Below are 16768 nucleotides of genomic sequence, written 5' to 3' on the forward strand. Positions count from 1 at the left end.
AGGCCGCGCTGTGTCGTATTATAAGCAGAAGCCTCCCAAAGGGGGCGCTTGTGAGACCTGAGCGCGGCCCGGCTCCGACATCCCCTTGTCTCCCGGCGGGCCGCGCCGCAACGGAGGATACCTATGGACACCAAGAAATTCCCGCTGGAAGCCCACGGTGTGGCCGTCAGCCGCGCCGAGCTGGTGCAGGCGGCTTTGGATGAGATCACCCAAAATTACCGCGAGGCCAGCCTTTCCAATGTGGCCCGCAGCTACGGCGTCTCGCTGGCCTATGTCAGCGAGTGCGTCCGGGCGCAGACCGGCCGCACCTACAAGGAGCTGCTTCAGAAGCACCGGATGGAGACGGCCGCCCGTCTGCTGCGCCGCAGCGACTGGAACATCCAGCAGATCATCACCTATGTCGGCTACGAGAACACCAGCTACTTCTACCGCCTGTTCCATGAGCGCTACGGCCAAAGCCCCCGCGAGTACCGCCAGAGCCGCGCCGTCCGCACCCGCACCCCGGCCTGAGCTGGTAAGATCAAGATGCACCAAAAGGCGTCCCGTGCCTTCGGGACGCCTTTTGGTGTCTGTGCATGGAAAAATGAGGCGGAGTGTGCTACAATAGAAGCCAGACGTGCGCCGCGGCGCACAGAAAGAAAGGGTGGAAACGGAATGTTTCGTGGAGCAAGACACTCTGATTTGGAGCAGATCTTAGATATCTATGCCCGTGCCCGGAAGGTGATGGCTGCTTCGGGCAACCCGACCCAGTGGGGTGACGGCTATCCACCGAGAGAGATGCTGGAAGAGGACATCGACGCCAACCGGCTGTTCATCTATACGGTCAACGGCCGGCTTGAGGCGGTGTTCGCCTTCATTCTGGGGCCGGACCCCACCTATGCAAAGATCGAGGGTGGCAAGTGGCTCAACGACACCCTGCCCTACGGCACCATCCACCGGCTGGCCTCGGCGGGCCATCGCAAAGGCGTGACGGACGAGGTCATTACATGGTGTCTCGAACACTGCGAGAGCCTGCGCGCCGACACCCACGAGGACAACAAGATCATGCAGCATCTTCTCGAGAAGAACGGCTTTGCCCGCTGCGGCATCATCTTAGCGGATGACGGCAAGCCCCGCATCGCCTATCAGAAGCTGTCTGCGACTCTGCCTCTGCGGGCAGAATAAGGAGGGACTGGACATTGAAGATCACACAGGTAAAGCTGGGCCGCATCTCGACCCCGCTCCGCGTCCCCTTCAAGACGGCGCTGCGCACCGTGCGCAGCGTGGAGGACGTCATCGTTGAGCTGCACACCGACACCGGCGCGGTGGGCTACGGCGAGGCACCTCCCACCGGCGTCATCACCGGCGACACCACCGGGGCCATCATCGGGGCCATCCGGGACCACATCGCCCCGGCCATCCTTGGCCGCGACCTCGACGAGTTCGAGGATCTGACCGCTGCGGTGCAGAAGGCCCTCGTGCACAACACCAGCGCAAAGGCGGCGGTGGACATGGCCCTGTGGGACCTGCTGGGCCAGAAGTACGGTGCCCCGGTCTACCGGATGCTGGGCGGCGCGCGCAGCAATATCGTCACCGACATCACCATCAGCGTCAACCCGCCGGAGGAGATGGCGCGGGACGCCCGCACGGCCCTCGAGCGGGGCTATGACTGCCTGAAGGTCAAGGTGGGCATCGACCCGGAGCTGGATGTGGCCCGTCTGGCCGCAGTCCGCGAGGCTGTGGGAAAAGAGGTCAGGATCCGCATCGACGCCAATCAGGCGTGGAATGCGAAGCAGGCCGTCCGCATCCTCGACCAGATGCAGGAAAAGGGCCTCGACATCGAGTTCGTCGAGCAGCCTGTGCCTGCCGCTGACCTCGAGGGGATGCAGTACGTCACCCGGAACGCCAGCGTGCCTGTGCTGGCCGACGAGAGCGTGTTCAGCCCCGCAGATGCCCTGCGCATCATGCAGACCGGCGCGGCGGACTTTGTGAACATCAAGCTGATGAAGTGCGGCGGCATCACCAACGCCCTCCGCATCGCCTCGGCGGCGGAGGTCTACGGCGTCGAGTGCATGATCGGCTGTATGCTGGAGGCAAAGATCTCCGTCAATGCGGCGGTGGAGCTGGCCTGCGCCAAAAAGATCATCACGAAGGTCGATCTGGACGGCCCGGTGCTCTGCAGCGAGGACCACATCCTTGGCGGTGCGGTCTTCAACGAGAAGGACATCACCGTCTCGGACGCCCCCGGCATGGGCATCAAGGGCTTCGTCCCCGGCAAAGTGACCTATCTGGACGACTGAAAATAAATAAGAATGACTTTCCCCCGGCAGAGTTTCTCTGCCGGGGGATTTTTCTGCCTTGCTGGGTGAAATATCTTAACTTTGTATGCGGCATAAATACAGCTTTGCCGGCGGGGTCGGGAGGAAAAGGGGGAAATCGGATGGAATCGCCCGAAATATCTGCGGAAAACCTTTGACTTTTCTGCCGTGTGTGCTATAATAACACTTGTCTTTGGGAAAGAGACAGAAAAGTGTGCGCGGTGCACGCACACATTGTGGAGGAGTGTTTTGATATGATGAATGGCGTAAAAGCCGTGGCAAAGAAGTACAATGAGGTCAGCCTCATCCTTCGCATCGTCGCCGGTCTGGTCATCGGTGCGGTGCTGGCGCTTGCGGTGCCGGGTGCGGGCTGGGTCGGCGAGCTGGGCAGCCTGTTCGTCGGCGCGCTGAAGGGTATCGCCCCGGTGCTGGTGTTCGTCATCGTGGCCAGTGCGCTGGCGCAGGGCAGCTCCAAGCTGGACCGCCGCTTCGGTACGGTCATCTGGCTGTATATGCTGACCACCTTCCTTGCGGCGGCCATCGCTTCCGTTACGAGCTTTATGTTCCCCGTGTCGGTCGTTCTGGCTGATGCCGCCCAGTCGGACGTGGTGCCGCAGGGTCTGGGCGAGGTGCTGAGCACCCTGCTCACCAACTTTGTCGCCAACCCCATCAGCGCTCTGATGAGCGGCAACTACATCGGCATCCTGTTCTGGGCCTGTATGTTCGGCCTTGCCATGAAGAACATCGGCTCTGACACCACCAAGAAGTTCCTTGCCGATACCGCCGATGCGGTGTCGCAGGTGGTGCGCTGGATCATCAATCTGGCCCCCTTCGGCATCATGGGTCTGGTGTATACCAACGTGTCGGGCAACGGTCTGGCCATCTTCACCCAGTACGGCAAGCTGCTGGGCCTGCTGGTGGGCACCATGCTGTTCATGGCGCTCATCGTCTCCCCCTTCATCATGTTCATCTATCTGCGCTGCAACCCCTATCCGCTGGTGTTCCGCTGCCTGAAGGAGTCCGGCCTGACCGCATTCTTCACCCGCAGCTCGGCGGCCAACATCCCCGTCAACATGGCCCTGTGCGAGAAGCTGGGCCTCGATAAGGATATGTATTCCGTCTCCATCCCTCTGGGCGCGACCATCAACATGGACGGCGCGGCCATCACCATCACCATTATGACGCTGGCTGCGGCCAACACGCTGGGCATCCCCGTGACTCTGCCTGCCGCCATCGTCCTGAGCGCCATGTCTGCTCTGGGTGCCTGCGGCGCTTCCGGCGTGGCCGGCGGCTCCCTGCTGCTCATCCCGATGGCCTGCTCCCTGTTCGGCATCTCCAATGATGTGGCCATGCAGATGGTCGGCGTCGGCTTCATCATCGGCGTGATCCAGGACTCCGTCGAGACGGCGCTGAACTCCGCCGGCGACGTGGAGTTCGCCGCTACCGCTGAGTATCATCAGTGGCGCAAGCAGGGCAAGCCCCTGCCGGACTTCCTCCGCAAGTAAAGTGCAAAAAAACAATGGCTGGAGCCGCGCGGCTCCAGCCATTGTTTCGTTTTCCGGAAAAGGCTCAGTCGATGACCTTTGCCTTCTGCAGTGCGGTGACGATGAGGGGGATGAGCACCAGCTGGGCGATGATGCCGGGCACAGCGGTGAAGAGTGCGCCGGACAGGAAGGCCGAGAAGGGAAAGCTGGAGCCGCTGAGGCCTGCCAGCAGGAAGCGGACTGCGCCCCAAACGAGGCGTCCGGCCACCATGGCCGCCGCGAGGGCAGCATAGGTCATGGGCAATGTGTGGTTCACCCGGCGGTAGAGCCAGCCGGACACCGCGCCGTAGGCAGCCAGCTCAAAGGCCATCGAGAGGGCGATGGGGTACAGCGGGGGCATCCCGAAGAGCACCGAGCGGAGCAGCGGGGCCGCGAAGCCCACGGCCAGACCCCATGGCCCACCCAGCACGAAGCCGCAGAGCAGGATGGGGAAATGCATGGGGCAGAGCATATTGCCTACCTGCGGCACATGGCCCGTCACCATGGGCAGGACGAAGGCCAGAGCCAGAAAGAGTGCAGCCAGCACGATGCTGCGGGCCGGAGAGGTGTGTTTCGTTTTCATCGGAGTTCCTCCTTGCAGGCCGCACCGGGACAGAAAAAGGGGTCTGCCCTTGGAAATGCATCCCAAAGGCAGACCCCTTCATGGCGTCTGTTGCAAAAAGTACGGCGGAAAATAAGCGTGCGGCGGGCTTCGGCCCGCAGGCCCGGCTTCCTGCCGGAAATCGTGAAAATTATAGCAGAGTGCCGCAGGATTTGTCAAGACCAGTGCAAATCAGACCGCAAATTGACCAAAAAAGGATGCGTTTGGGGCGGTTTTTGACCGCGTGTGTACATTTTGCTGGAAGAAGCTTGACCTTTTTGCACAGAATAGATAATATAAACTTGAATTATAGCGCAATGAGGCGGCAGGAGCCGCACCTTGCGCGGCTGTTACCTTGCAAATTCTGAGGTTCATACGGGAGGACCATCATGACAAATGCAGAAAAGCTCACCCTTGCCAAGCACGCCTGCCACATCCGCATGGGCGTGATCGAGGGAACTCACAGCGCCAAGTGCGGCCATCCGGGCGGCAGTCTGGACATCGCCGAGGTGCTGTCTTACCTCTATTTCGTGGATATGAATGTTGACCCCAAGGCTCCGAAAAAGCCGGACCGCGACCGTCTGGTGCTGTCCAAGGGCCACGCCGCCCCGGCGCTCTACGCTGCGCTGGCCGAGCGCGGGTTCTTCCCGGTGGAAGACCTCAAGACCCTGCGCAAGATCGGCAGCTACCTGCAGGGCCACCCCAACATGAATGAGACGCCGGGCGTGGATATGTCCACCGGCAGTCTGGGTCAGGGTGTGTCCGCCGCCTGCGGCATGGCTCTGGGCGCAAAGATCAGCGAAAAGCCGGTCAATGTCTACACCATCCTTGGCGATGGCGAGGTGGAAGAGGGCGAGTGCTGGGAGGCGTTCATGTTTGCCGCCCACTATAAGCTCTCCAACCTCTGCGTCATGCTGGACCGCAACCATCTCCAGATCGACGGCACTACCGAGACGGTCATGAACAGCGCCCCGCTGGAAGAGAAGCTGAAGGCGTTCAACTTCAACGTCCTGACCATCAACGGCCACGACTACGACCAGATCGAGGCGGCTGTCAAGGCGTTCCACGCTGAGAACGACAAGCCCACCTGCATCATTCTGGACACCGTCAAGGGCACCGGCGTCTCCTTTATGACCAACTCTGTGGATTGGCACGGCAAAGGCCCCAACGACGAAGAGTACGCTGTGGCCATGCAGGAGCTGAACGCAGCCTACGCCGCGCTGGAACAGGAGGACAAGTAAGATGGCAGATGTGAAAATGATCGCGACCCGCGAGAGCTACGGCAATACTCTGAAAGCACTGGCCGCTGAAGGCCATGATGATCTGGTGGTGCTGGACGCCGACCTCGCCGCCGCCACCAAGACCGGGATGTTCCGCAAGGCTTACCCGAGCCGCCACTTCGACTGCGGTATCGCCGAAGCCAACATGATGGGCGTTGCCGCCGGTCTGTCCACCATGGGCTATGTCCCCTTCGTGTCCAGCTTCGCCATGTTCGCTGCGGGCCGTGCCTTTGAGCAGATCCGCAACTCCGTGGCCTATCCCCGCCTGAACGTCAAGATCGGCGCCACCCACGGCGGTATCTCCGTCGGTGAGGACGGCGCTTCCCACCAGTGCTGCGAGGACTTCGCCCTCATGCGCAGCCTGCCCGGCATGACCATCATCTGCCCCGCTGACGATGTGGAGGCCCGGGCTGCTGTCCGCGCTGCCTACGAGATGCAGGGGCCGGTCTACCTCCGCTTCGGTCGTCTGGCCGTCCCTGTGTTCCACGACGAGGCCAACTACCACTTCGAGATCGGCAAGGGCGAGCAGCTCACCGAGGGCAATGACATCGCCATCGTGGCCACCGGCCTGATGGTCAACGAGGCCCGCAAGGCCGCTGAGACGCTGGCCGCCGAGGGCATCCACGCCCGCGTCCTCAACATCCACACCATCAAGCCTCTGGATGAGGAGATCATCCTCAAGGCAGCCAAGGAGTGCGGCAAGATCGTCACCGCCGAGGAGCACAACGTCATCGGCGGTCTGGGCGAGGCCGTCTGCTCGCTTCTGAGCGAGAAGCTGCCCACCCCCGTCCGCCGCGTGGGCGTGCAGGACAAGTTCGGCTGCTCCGGCCCTGCATGGGATCTGCTGCGCGAGTATGGTCTGGACGCCGCCACCATCTGCAAGACCGCAAAGGAGATGCTGGGCCGATAAGCAAGGCGTTTCCTGCATAAGAAAAAAGAGACAGGCTTCCCCGGAAGGGGCTGCCTGTCTCTTTTTTTATGCGAGGATGCTTTATTTCTTCTTCTTCGGAAAGACGAACGAATTGTGCAGATAGACCGTCATCAGCTCGGCGGTCATGAAGCACCAGATGACCGGCTCACAGAGGATGACTGCGTTGTACGCGAAGCGGGGGATGAACACCATGACAAAGACGATCTTGCCCAGAAATTCGATGACGCTGGACAGGAGGGGCAGTACTTTTTCGCCCATGCTCTGCAGTGCATACCGGCTCGCCAGCAGGACGCCCAGCACGGCGTAGAAGGGGCCGTTCCAGATCAGATACCGTGCGCCGTTTTCCAGCACCACCGGCTCAGAGGAACCGGACACCAGCCGTACCATCCATTCTGCCCCCACGCTCATCAGCACCGTGATGGCGGCGGCCACCACGATGCTGTAGAGGATGACGTCCCGCATCCCGCGCCGGACGCGGTCGGGGTGGTTCGCGCCGTAGTTCTGGGATACGAAGGTCGAGCAGGCGGAGGCCATCGCCACCAGAGGCATATCCGTGAAGGAAAAGAGCTTCCGGGCGGCGGTGTGGCCCGCGATGACCAGTGTGCCCAGCCCGTTGATGCCATATTGCAGCACCACCGAGCCTGCCGAGACGATGCTGCTCATAAGGCCCATCGAGATGCTCTGACTGAACAGCTCCCAGTAGAGGCGGCTGCCCACATGGAAGTGCTTTTTCTCGGGCAGGAGCAGCCGGGCACTGCGGAAGACGTACAGGATGCAGAGCGCCACCGACACTCCCTGCGAGATGACCGTGGCCACGCCCGCACCGGCCACCCCCATGCCCAGCACGGCGATGAACCAGAGGTCGAGGATGACATTGAGCACCGACGAGAGGATGAGGAAGACCAGCGGCATGAAGCTGTTGCCGATGGCTCGCAGCAGACCGGCACAGAGGTTGTAAGCGAACATGATGAAGACGCCGTAGTCGATGATGATGATATAGCGGTAGGCGTCCTCAAAGATCTCGACCGGGGTGTCCAGCAGCTCCAGCAGCGGGCGCAGGCCCATCGCGCCCGCCAGTGTGATGACCGCCGACGCGATGAGTCCGATGACGATGGAGCCTGCAACGGTCTGCTTGAGCTGCTCGTTGTCTCCGGCCCCGTAGGAGCGCGCTGCGACGATGGCAAGGCCGTTGCCGATGCCGATGCCGAAGCCGACCAGAAGCTCGTAGATGGCCCCGCAGGCCCCGATGGCAGCAAGGGCGGTGTCACCCAGCACATTGCCCACGATCATGGTGTCCACGGTGTTGTAGAGCTGCTGGAAGAGGCTCGACACCAGAATGGGGAGCATGAAGATGACGAGGCTCTGGAAGATAGGGCCGTTCATCAGGTCCACGCTCTGGCTGAAAAACGATTTTTTTGCGGGGGATCGGGTCATAGGCGTTCTCCTTCATAACTTCAGGCGGCTTGCCCTCTCCGTGAGCGCCTGAGAGGGCGCAGGCCGTTTACCAGAAAACAAGGCCGCCGCACAGATAAACTGCACGGCAGCCTTGCTGCAAAATTCAGGGGTTACAGCTCCTGCGTCTCGAAGCCGTTGGCCGTCAGCACGTCCACGCTGGAGAAGTCTGCGGCCTTGATGGCAGCTGCGGCCTCGTCGAAGCCGAAGGTCAGGCTGCCGATGTCGTGGGCGTCGGAGGTGATGATGACCCGGCCGCCCATCTTCTGCCACTCGCCCAGCATCCATGCGCCGGGGTAGAAGTCCTTGCGGTAGCCGCGGTAGACGCCGCCGGTATTCACTTCCAGCCGACAGCCGTGCTCTTTGGCCACAGCCAGTGCCTTGAGGGCTGCGGCCTTGTAGCGGGGAGCCTCCTCATCGAAGAACTCGCCGTCGGCGTTCAGCTTCTTGATGAGGTCGATGTGGGCGAGGATGTCGGGACCCATGGCCGCCACCTTCTCCACCTCGGCAAAGTAGGCCTCCACAGCGGCCAGCGGGTCGCCGTCGAAGTCGTCGTAGATGCAGTCGTGCAGATCCTGCGGGCGGAAGTCGATCTCATAATACTTGCCGGTGTTCTTGCCGTAGAGGTGGTGCGCCGAGCCGATCCAGTAGTCGTAGCCGGTGCGCTTGTCCTCGCTCAGCAGGTCCCACTCGATGCCGCAGAGGATGTCCACCTTGCCCTTGTACTCGGTCTTGAGCTTGGCGATGGTGGCCTTGTACTGGGCCGTGCGGCTGGGACTCATGCAGTATTCACGGTCGCGCTGGGTGTAGCTATGGCCCGTGAAGCCCAGTGTGGTCAGCCCCTGCGCACACGCGGCGGAGGCCATCTCCTGTAAGGTGTTTTTGCCATCGCACATCGTCGAGTGACAATGGACACTGGACTTCTTGTAATCTGCCATAGTGAATCACTGCATCCTTTCCTGTTTGACCTTGTGGTCGATAACGTGGCGTTTTTCCAGCTCGCGGGTGACGTCCTCCACCGTGATGCCGGCCTGCACCATCAGCACCAGCACATGGTATGCCAGATCGCTGATCTCGTAGACCGTCTCGGCCTTGTCTTCCTTTTCGCCCGCGATGATGACCTCCGTGCACTCCTCGCCCACCTTCTTGAGGATCTTTTCCTTGCCCTTCTCGAAGAGGTAGGTGGTGTAGCTGCCCTCCTTGGGGCTGGTTTTGCGGCCCTTGATGAGGTCATACAGCCCCTGCCAGCTGAACTGCTTCAGCTCGGGGGAAACATACACTTCGTTGAAGAAGCAGCTCTCGGCACCGGTGTGGCAGGCGGGGCCGCTCTTGACGACCTCCACCACCAGCGCATCGGCGTCGCAGTCGGCGGTGATGGACACCACCCGCTGGACGTTGCCGCTGGTCTCGCCCTTGCGCCAGATCTCCTGACGGCTGCGGCTCCAGAACACCGTCCGGCCCTCCGCGATGGTCAGCGCCAGCGTCTCGGCGTTCATGTAGGCGAGGGTCAGCACCTCTTTGGTGTAGTGGTCCTGCACGATGGCAGGGATGAGGCCCTTTTCGTCAAACTTCAGATCCATAATGTTTCTCCTTCCCCGCAGGGGGACAGCTATAGTTTAGCGTATTCGGCGGGCAAACGCAAGCATTTACAGCCGCATTTCCACACCATTTTCGTTTAAGTACTCCTTTAGTGCCCGGATGGTGAGCAGCTTCTGGTGGAAGATGCCCGCCGCAAGGCCCGCGTCGATGCCCTCGTGGCGGAACAGCTCGAGGAAATCTTCCTTTTTGCCCGCGCCGCCGCTGGCGATGATGGGCACGTTCACCCGGGCCGCCACGGCGTCCAGCATCTCAAGGTCGAAGCCGTTGCGCACGCCGTCGGTGTCGATGCTGTTGAGGCAGACCTCGCCCGCGCCGTTGTCCACGCACCACTTGATCCATTCCAGTGCGTCCCGGCCGGTATCCTCGCGCCCGCCCTTGGCAAAGACGCGGAACTGCCCGCCCACCCGTTTGACGTCGGCGGAGAGGACGACGCACTGGTCGCCGTAGCGCTTCGCCGCCGCCGGGATGAGGGAGGGGTCCTTCAGCGCGCCCGAGTTGACGCTGACCTTATCGGCCCCGCACTTGAGTACCCGGTCGAAGTCGTCCAGCGTGTTGACGCCGCCGCCCACGGTGAGGGGGATGAAGATCTCGCTGGCCACCCGGGTAAGGATGTCGGTGAAGAGGGAGCGGCCCTCGGCGCTGGCCGTGATGTCGTAGAACACCAGCTCGTCTGCGCCGGCCGCGTTGTACATCCGGGCCATCTCCACCGGGTCGGCCACGTCCTTGATGCCCTCGAAGTTCGTGCCCTTGACGACCCGCCCGCTGCGGACGTCCAGACAGGGAATGATGCGTTTTGTGATCATGATCCAGCTCCTTACTTCTGCACCAGCGCAACGCAGCGTCGAAGGTCCAGTGCGCCGGTATACAGGCTCTTGCCGAGGATGGCGGCGGCGGTGCCCATCTCTTCCAGCTCCAGCAGCTCCTGCTCCGAGGAGATGCCGCCGCTGGCCGTGATGGCGACGCCGGGCACTTCCCTTGCAAGCTGACGGTAGAGGGCGAGGTTGGTGCCCTGCATCGCGCCATCGCAGGCGATGTCGGTGTAGATGATGGCCTTGCAGCCCGCCTCGGCCAGACGCTGGCAGAAGGCCACGCCCGGCTCGGCGCTGACCTCCTTCCAGCCGTGGATGGCCACATAGCCGTCCTTGGCGTCTACGCCCACGGCGATCTTGTCGCCGTATTTTTTCAGCATCCGGGCCGTGAAATCGAAGTCCGTCACGGCCACGCTGCCGAGGATGCACCGGCCCACCCCGAGGGAGAGGTATCGTTCGATGCGCTCCTCGGTGCGGATGCCGCCGCCCACCTCGATGTATAAGCCGCCCTGTTTGGCCAGCGCGGCGATGGTGTCGTAGTTGGAAAGGGTGCCGTCCTTCGCGCCGTCCAGATCGACGACATGGAGGTTCTTGGCCCCGGCGTCCAGAAAGGCCCGCGCCTGTGCGCAGGGGTCTTCGCCGTAGACGGTCATTTTATCGTAGTCGCCCTGCGTCAGGCGCACGACGTTTCCGCCCCGCAGGTCAATGGCTGGGAATAATTGCATTTCGTTTCTCCTTTAGCGGGCTTGCCCTCTCAGTCACCTTCGGTGACAGCTCCCCCAAAGGGGGAGCCAAAAGCCTCTCCCTTTGGGAGAGGTGGCAGCGCGGCAGCGCTGACGGAGAGGGCAAGCCGCCTTTAAGTTTACAACTCGCTGAACGCCCGCAGCAGCCGCAGTCCCGCGTCGCCGCTCTTTTCCGGGTGGAACTGAGTGCCGTACACCCGGCCCGCCTTCACCACACCGGTGACGGGGAGGGAATAGTCGCTGACGGCCAGCGTGTTGGCGGCGCAGTTCTTGCCGTAGTAGCTGTGGACGTAGTAGAAATACTCGCCGTCCCGGACGTACTTGAAAATCGGGTCGTCGTGCAGGATGTGGACGGCGTTCCAGCCGATCTGAGGCACTTTCAGGGTCTTATCGCCAAGGTCAGGGGCCAGCGGGCAGACCTGCCCCGGCACAAAGCCGAGGCCCGGGTGCTCGCCGTATTCGAAACTCTTTTCAAACAGCAGCTGCATCCCGAGGCAGATGCCAAGGAGGGGCTTTTTCTCCGCTTCCTCCTTGATGACCGGCACAAGGCCGGTGGCCTCGAGCTTTGCCATGGCGTCCCCGAAGGCCCCGACCCCCGGCAGGATGAGCCGGTCGGCGGCACGGATGTCGGCGGGGTCGGCGCTGACCGCTGCGTCCAGCCCCAGATGGGCCAGACTGGACTTCAGGCTGAACAGGTTGCCCACGCCGTAGTCGATGATGCAGATCATACCAGCAGTCCTTTCGTAGAAGGGATCTCGTCCCGGTGGGCGGTGTCGATGCGGACGGCGTCGGCCAGTGCCCGGCCGGCACCCTTGAAGGCCGCCTCTAAGATGTGGTGGGTGTTCTCGCCCGCGAACCGGACGAAATGGACGGTGGCGGGCACGCTGCGGGCAAAGCCCAGCCAGAATTCCTTGGCGCACTCCACGTCGAAGTCGCCCACCTTCTCGGTCTGACAGCGGATGTCCCAGTTCAGGGTGCAGCGGCCCGAGATGTCCACGGCGCAGAGGATGAGGGCCTCGTCCATCGGCAGGTAGAAGCTGCCGTACCGGTGGATGCCCCGCATATCGCCCAGCGCCTCGGCAAAGGCCTGCCCCAGCGCGATGCCCACATCCTCGGTGGTGTGGTGATAGTCCACCTCCACATCGCCGTGGCAGGTGAGCACCAGATCGAACCGGCCATGCCGGGCGAACAGCTCCAGCATATGATTCAGAAAGCCGCACCCGGTGTCCACCTGATACCGGCCTGCGCCGTCGAGGTTCAGGGTCAGCTCGATCTGTGTCTCGTTCGTGTTCCGCTCTATGGTCACTTCCCGCATGGCTCAACCCTCCAAAATTTCATCCAGCGCCCGCAGCAGGGCTTCCATATCCTCCGGCGTGCCGATGGTGATCCGCAGCCAGTCGGTGATGCGGGGCGCGTCGAAATGGCGCACCAGCACCCCCTTTTCCTTCAGCTTCCGATACAGCTCGCCGCCGCCCTTTTTCCCGGTGGAGGCGAAGAGGAAGTTGGTCCGGCTGTCCAGCACGGTGAAGCCCCGCGCTTCCAGCTGCTGCTTCGTCCAGCTGCGGGTTTCGACGATGGCGGCACAGGTCTTTTCGAAATAGGCCGTATCCTCCAGCGCGGCCTTGCCGGCCTTCAGGGTCAGGCGGTTGATGTTGTAGGGGTTGAGGCTGAACTTGACCCGGTTGAGGTCGGCGATGAGCTTTGCACTGCCCATCGCAAGGCCCAGACGGGCACCGGCCAGCTGACGGGACTTCGAGAAGGTCTGGATGACCAGCAGATTTTCGTACTGGTCGATGAGGGGTACACAGCTCTCGCCGCCGAAGTCCACATAGGCCTCGTCCACGATGACCACGTTGTCGGGGTTCGCCTTCAGGATGCCCTCGATGGCGCTGCGGGGCAGGGCCAGACCGGTGGGGGCGTTGGGGTTGGCGATAACGATGGTCTCGTTCAGGCCGTAATAGTCGGCTGGGTCGAGGGTGAAGTCATCCTTCAGAGGGATGATGTGGCTGGGAATGTGCATCAGGCCGCACCAGACGCCGTAGCAGCCGTAGGTGATGTCTGCATAGGCCAGCGGATGCGCCTCGTCGCAGAAGGCCCGCAGGGCGAAGAAGAGGTTCTCGTCGCTGCCGTTGCCGGGCATGATCTGGTCGGGCTGCAAATTGAAGTGGGCCGCTGCCGTCCGCAGCAGCTCGGCACAGGCGGGGTCGGAGTAGAGGCGGAGCTTTTCCACCTCGGCCTCGCTCACCGCCGCCACCACCGCCGGAGAGGGGCGGTAGGGGCTTTCGTTGGTGTTCAGCTTGATGTACTGCTGGTCCTGCGGCTGCTCCCCCGGGGTGTAGGGAGTGACAGCTTCCAGCGTGGGAGAAAGAAAACGGCTCATAATGATCCCCCTTTATTTATCGTATCGTATGGTCACACTGCGGGCGTGGGCGTGCAGGCCCTCCCGCTCGGCGAAGTCAGCGATGCGGGGCGCGGCCTTTTCCAGCGCCTCCCGGGTGTAATAGAGGAAGCTGGACTTCTTGACGAAGTCGTCCACGCCCAAGGGGCTGGAGAAGCGGGCCGTGCCGCTGGTGGGCAGGGTGTGGTTCGGGCCGGCGAAGTAGTCCCCCAGCGCCTCGGGGACGTTCCGCCCGAGGAAGATGCTGCCCGCGTTTTTGATCTCGTTCAGCACGCTGAAGGGGTCGTCGATGCAGACCTCGAGGTGCTCCGGTGCGATGATGTTGCAGGCTTCGATGGCCTTGCGCAGGTCAGAGCAGACGATGATCTTGCCGTTGTCGTCCACGCTGGCCCGGGCGATGGCGGCGCGGGGCAGCTGGGGGATCTGAACTTCCAGCTCGGCCTGCACGGCCTTGGCAAGGTCGGCGCTGTCGGTGACGAGGACGGGGCTTGCCAGCTTGTCGTGCTCGGCCTGACTCAGAAGGTCGGCGGCGACCCATGCGGGGTCACAGCCGCCGTCGGCCAGCACCAGGATCTCGCTGGGGCCGGCGATCATGTCGATGCCCACCTTACCGAAGACCTTCCGCTTGGCGGTGGCGACGTAGATGTTGCCCGGGCCGACGATCTTATCGACGGCCGGGATGGTCTGGGTGCCGTAGGCCAGCGCAGCCACGGCCTGTGCGCCGCCGGTCTTGAAGATCTTCGTCACGCCTGCGGTGGCCGCGGCAGCGAGGATGACGGGGTTCACCTTACCGTCCTTCCCTGCAGGAGTCGTCATCACGATCTCCGAAACGCCCGCCACCTTGGCCGGGATGACGTCCATCAGGACGGTGGAAGGGTAGGCCGCTGTGCCGCCGGGGACGTAGACGCCCGCCTTCTCGATGGGGCTGTATTTCTGGCCCAGCACGATGCCGGGCTTGTCGTTCATCACAAAGTTCTTGTGCACCTGCTGGCGGTGGAAGGCCTCGATGTTGGCCGCGGCCTCCCGCAGCGTCTCGAGGAAGTAGCCGTCCATCCCTGCAAAGGCCTCTTCGATCTCCTCCTGCGTCACTTGGAGGTTCTCGAGCTTTGCCCCGTCGAACCTGAGGGCGTATTCCTTCAGGGCCTCGTCGCCCCGGGCGCGGACGTCGGCGATGATGCCGTCCACCACATCCTCTACGTTTTTCTCCGCGCGGATGTCGCGGTTCAGGATCTCTTCAGGCTTCAGCTCATCGAAGTTGTACAGCTTTATCATTTTTTCTCCTCCTTTGCGGCAAGGGCGGCGCGCAGCTTTTCCAGCATCTCGTCCATCTCCCGGTGCTTGAACTGGTAGCTGGCCTTATTGGCGATGAAGCGGGCCGAGATGGGCATGAACTCTGTCACCACCCGCAGGCCGTTCTCCCGCAGGGTGGTGCCCGTCTCCACGATGTCCACGATGACGTCCGACAGGCCCAGAATGGGGGCCAGCTCGATGGAGCCGTTGAGCTTGATGATGTCGATGTCCCGCCCGATGGATGCATAGTAGCTCTTGGCGATGTTGACGAATTTGGTGGCCACCCGCACCGGGCGGCTGGGGTCGTCCTGATAGTCGGCCGGGGCGGCGACGCACATCCGGCACCTGCCGAGGCCGGTGTCCAGCAGCTCGTAGACATCGGCGGAGGCCTCGGTCAGGATGTCCTTGCCCACGATGCCCACATCCGCTGCGCCGTGCTCGACGTAGATGGCCACATCGCTGGGCTTGACGAGAAAATAGCGGATGCCTGCCGCCGGGTTCTCCACCACCAGCTTTCGGGTGGCGTTGTAGTCCTCGGGACAGCCGTAGCCGATGCCTGCCAGAAGGCCATAGACCTTATCGCCCAGACGGCCCTTTGGCAGGGCCACGTTCAGCATGGTCTTTTCCGTGGGCTGCTTCTGCACCGGCGGCAGCGGGGCGCTCAGGCGGTCCAGCTCGTCGAGGTAGACTGCGAAGCCGATGGCCCCCGCCCCCGGGGTGAATTTCTGCATCAGCAGGTCGTACCGCCCGCCTTTGAGCACCGGACGGGGGAGGGACTCCAGATAGCCCTGAAAGACGAGGCCGTTGTAGTACTCCATCTCACCGGCCAGCGTCATGTCCAGACGGATGCTTCCGTCCGCACCGTTCAGCTCGGCGGCGATGGCGTTCAGCTCGGCGGCGGCGGCCCGCATCCGCTGGTTCCGGCAGGCCGCTTCCACCCGGGGCAGCACCTCTTCGCAGCGGCCGCAGAGCTGCATCAGCCCGGCCAGCGCCTCTGCGCCCGCCTTGTCCAGCCCGGCGGCAGAGGCCGCCGCCCGCAGCTCGTGGAGGTTCTTGGCCCGCAGCTTGGCCAGCAGGGCTGCGCGGGAGGCCTCGGGTACGCCCAGCGCGTCCAGCAGGCCGAACAGATAGCCCATGTGGCTCACTTCCAGCACCCACGGCTTTCCCAGCTGGGCGAGCGACTGGGCCGCCAGCGACACGGCCTGCTGCACCTGCGTTTCGCCCACCTCGCCCAGCAGCTCAAGGCCCATCTGGCCGATCTCCTGAAAAGTGTGGCTCTCTGCCGAGGGACGGTAGACGTTTTCGTGGTAGTAGTAGCGCAGCGTCTCGCCCGGGGCGGGCTGTGCCGTCTTGGCGATGGAGAGGGTCACGTCCGGCTTGAGGGCCAGCAGCCGTCCGTCCAGATCGGTGAAGGTGATGACCTGCTCCGACGAAAGAAAGCTGCGGTTCTCCTGATACAGCCCGTACTCCTCGAAGCGGCCCATGTGATATTTGCGGCAGCCCGCCGCTTCGTACAGCGCCCGCAGCGCAAAGGAGGCCTGCTCCTTCGGCTGCAAGCAGGAGATGTCAAATTTCATACCCTTTTCCTCATTTCTGCCGGACACCTGACTGCGCCGGCCCTCTGCGTTCCGGGGACGCTCCTTGATGTAAGACTATTTTACTTTATCAAGGTAAAGCTGTAAAGTGTGAAAGTGACCGTGTTTTCAATTTTATGATACGATTTTTCTGTGCGTTTGTACAGAAAGGCGAAATCATTTCACGAAAGCCCGCTTTGAGATGATGGGAGCGCAAAAAAGGAGCCGCTGCACAGCGTTTTCCTGTGCAGCGGCTCCCCGCAGTTCTTGG

Annotated in this window: 17 protein-coding genes; 6 read left to right on the plus strand and 11 right to left on the minus strand. The window is 62.6% G+C overall.

What is annotated here, in order from left to right; translation table 11 throughout:
• Nucleotides 1-123 precede the first annotated feature (123 nt).
• From ACT8X9_RS00980 to sstT, 4 genes are all read left to right on the plus strand, one after another.
• Nucleotides 124-510 (plus strand): helix-turn-helix transcriptional regulator, encoded by a 387-nt coding sequence (locus tag ACT8X9_RS00980; protein ID WP_227620642.1) that lies wholly within the window; start codon nucleotides 124-126, stop codon nucleotides 508-510.
• 171 nt (nucleotides 511-681) lie between these two features.
• A complete protein-coding gene (locus tag ACT8X9_RS00985; protein ID WP_444267824.1) occupies nucleotides 682-1164 on the plus strand; it encodes an N-acetyltransferase in 483 nt (160 codons plus the stop codon).
• Nucleotides 1165-1178: 14 nt separating this feature from the next.
• Nucleotides 1179-2279, plus strand: coding sequence for a dipeptide epimerase (locus tag ACT8X9_RS00990; RefSeq protein WP_227620644.1), 1101 nt, complete (start codon nucleotides 1179-1181; stop codon nucleotides 2277-2279).
• Between the two features lie 275 nt (nucleotides 2280-2554).
• Entirely contained in the window at nucleotides 2555-3802 is a 1248-nt protein-coding gene (sstT, locus tag ACT8X9_RS00995) for a serine/threonine transporter SstT (RefSeq protein WP_444267861.1), read from the plus strand.
• A gap of 64 nt (nucleotides 3803-3866) precedes the next feature.
• Here sstT and ACT8X9_RS01000 read toward each other — a convergent pair whose 3' ends face one another.
• Entirely contained in the window at nucleotides 3867-4403 is a 537-nt protein-coding gene (locus ACT8X9_RS01000) for an ECF transporter S component (RefSeq protein ID WP_444267825.1), read from the minus strand.
• A 407-nt stretch (nucleotides 4404-4810) separates the two neighbouring features.
• Between ACT8X9_RS01000 and ACT8X9_RS01005 the strand changes: the two genes are divergently transcribed.
• A complete protein-coding gene (locus ACT8X9_RS01005) occupies nucleotides 4811-5662 on the plus strand; it encodes a transketolase (RefSeq protein WP_412588844.1) in 852 nt (283 codons plus the stop codon).
• A gap of 1 nt (nucleotide 5663) precedes the next feature.
• Nucleotides 5664-6611 carry a transketolase family protein gene (locus ACT8X9_RS01010; protein WP_444267826.1) on the plus strand — a complete coding sequence of 316 codons (948 nt, stop codon included), beginning with the start codon at nucleotides 5664-5666 and terminating at the stop codon, nucleotides 6609-6611.
• A gap of 81 nt (nucleotides 6612-6692) precedes the next feature.
• Here ACT8X9_RS01010 and ACT8X9_RS01015 read toward each other — a convergent pair whose 3' ends face one another.
• From ACT8X9_RS01015 to hisG, 10 genes are all read right to left on the minus strand, one after another.
• Nucleotides 6693-8066 carry an MATE family efflux transporter gene (locus ACT8X9_RS01015; protein ID WP_444267827.1) on the minus strand — a complete coding sequence of 458 codons (1374 nt, stop codon included), beginning with the start codon at nucleotides 8064-8066 and terminating at the stop codon, nucleotides 6693-6695.
• A gap of 131 nt (nucleotides 8067-8197) precedes the next feature.
• Entirely contained in the window at nucleotides 8198-9022 is an 825-nt protein-coding gene (locus ACT8X9_RS01020) for a histidinol-phosphatase HisJ family protein (RefSeq protein WP_444267828.1), read from the minus strand.
• A gap of 6 nt (nucleotides 9023-9028) precedes the next feature.
• Nucleotides 9029-9664, minus strand: coding sequence for a bifunctional phosphoribosyl-AMP cyclohydrolase/phosphoribosyl-ATP diphosphatase HisIE (hisIE, locus tag ACT8X9_RS01025; protein WP_227620650.1), 636 nt, complete (start codon nucleotides 9662-9664; stop codon nucleotides 9029-9031).
• A gap of 66 nt (nucleotides 9665-9730) precedes the next feature.
• Nucleotides 9731-10486: an imidazole glycerol phosphate synthase subunit HisF gene (gene hisF, locus ACT8X9_RS01030; protein WP_249233983.1), complete on the minus strand. Its 756-nt coding sequence runs from the start codon at nucleotides 10484-10486 to the stop codon at nucleotides 9731-9733.
• An 11-nt stretch (nucleotides 10487-10497) separates the two neighbouring features.
• Nucleotides 10498-11217: a 1-(5-phosphoribosyl)-5-[(5-phosphoribosylamino)methylideneamino]imidazole-4-carboxamide isomerase gene (gene hisA, locus ACT8X9_RS01035; RefSeq protein ID WP_249233984.1), complete on the minus strand. Its 720-nt coding sequence runs from the start codon at nucleotides 11215-11217 to the stop codon at nucleotides 10498-10500.
• Between the two features lie 137 nt (nucleotides 11218-11354).
• A complete protein-coding gene (hisH, locus tag ACT8X9_RS01040; protein ID WP_444267829.1) occupies nucleotides 11355-11963 on the minus strand; it encodes an imidazole glycerol phosphate synthase subunit HisH in 609 nt (202 codons plus the stop codon).
• Nucleotides 11960-12550, minus strand: a complete 591-nt coding sequence (hisB, locus tag ACT8X9_RS01045; RefSeq protein WP_444267830.1) for an imidazoleglycerol-phosphate dehydratase HisB — start codon at nucleotides 12548-12550, stop codon at nucleotides 11960-11962. The genes hisH and hisB overlap by 4 nt, the downstream gene beginning before the upstream one ends.
• A 3-nt stretch (nucleotides 12551-12553) precedes the next feature.
• Nucleotides 12554-13615, minus strand: coding sequence for a histidinol-phosphate transaminase (gene hisC, locus ACT8X9_RS01050; protein WP_444267831.1), 1062 nt, complete (start codon nucleotides 13613-13615; stop codon nucleotides 12554-12556).
• Between the two features lie 12 nt (nucleotides 13616-13627).
• Nucleotides 13628-14905, minus strand: coding sequence for a histidinol dehydrogenase (hisD, locus tag ACT8X9_RS01055; RefSeq protein WP_444267832.1), 1278 nt, complete (start codon nucleotides 14903-14905; stop codon nucleotides 13628-13630).
• A complete protein-coding gene (hisG, locus tag ACT8X9_RS01060; protein WP_444267833.1) occupies nucleotides 14902-16500 on the minus strand; it encodes an ATP phosphoribosyltransferase in 1599 nt (532 codons plus the stop codon). The genes hisD and hisG overlap by 4 nt, the downstream gene beginning before the upstream one ends.
• Nucleotides 16501-16768: the final 268 nt, after the last annotated feature.

It is taken from the genome of Faecalibacterium sp. (assembly GCF_052358865.1).
Classification (GTDB): domain Bacteria; phylum Bacillota; class Clostridia; order Oscillospirales; family Ruminococcaceae; genus Faecalibacterium; species Faecalibacterium butyricigenerans.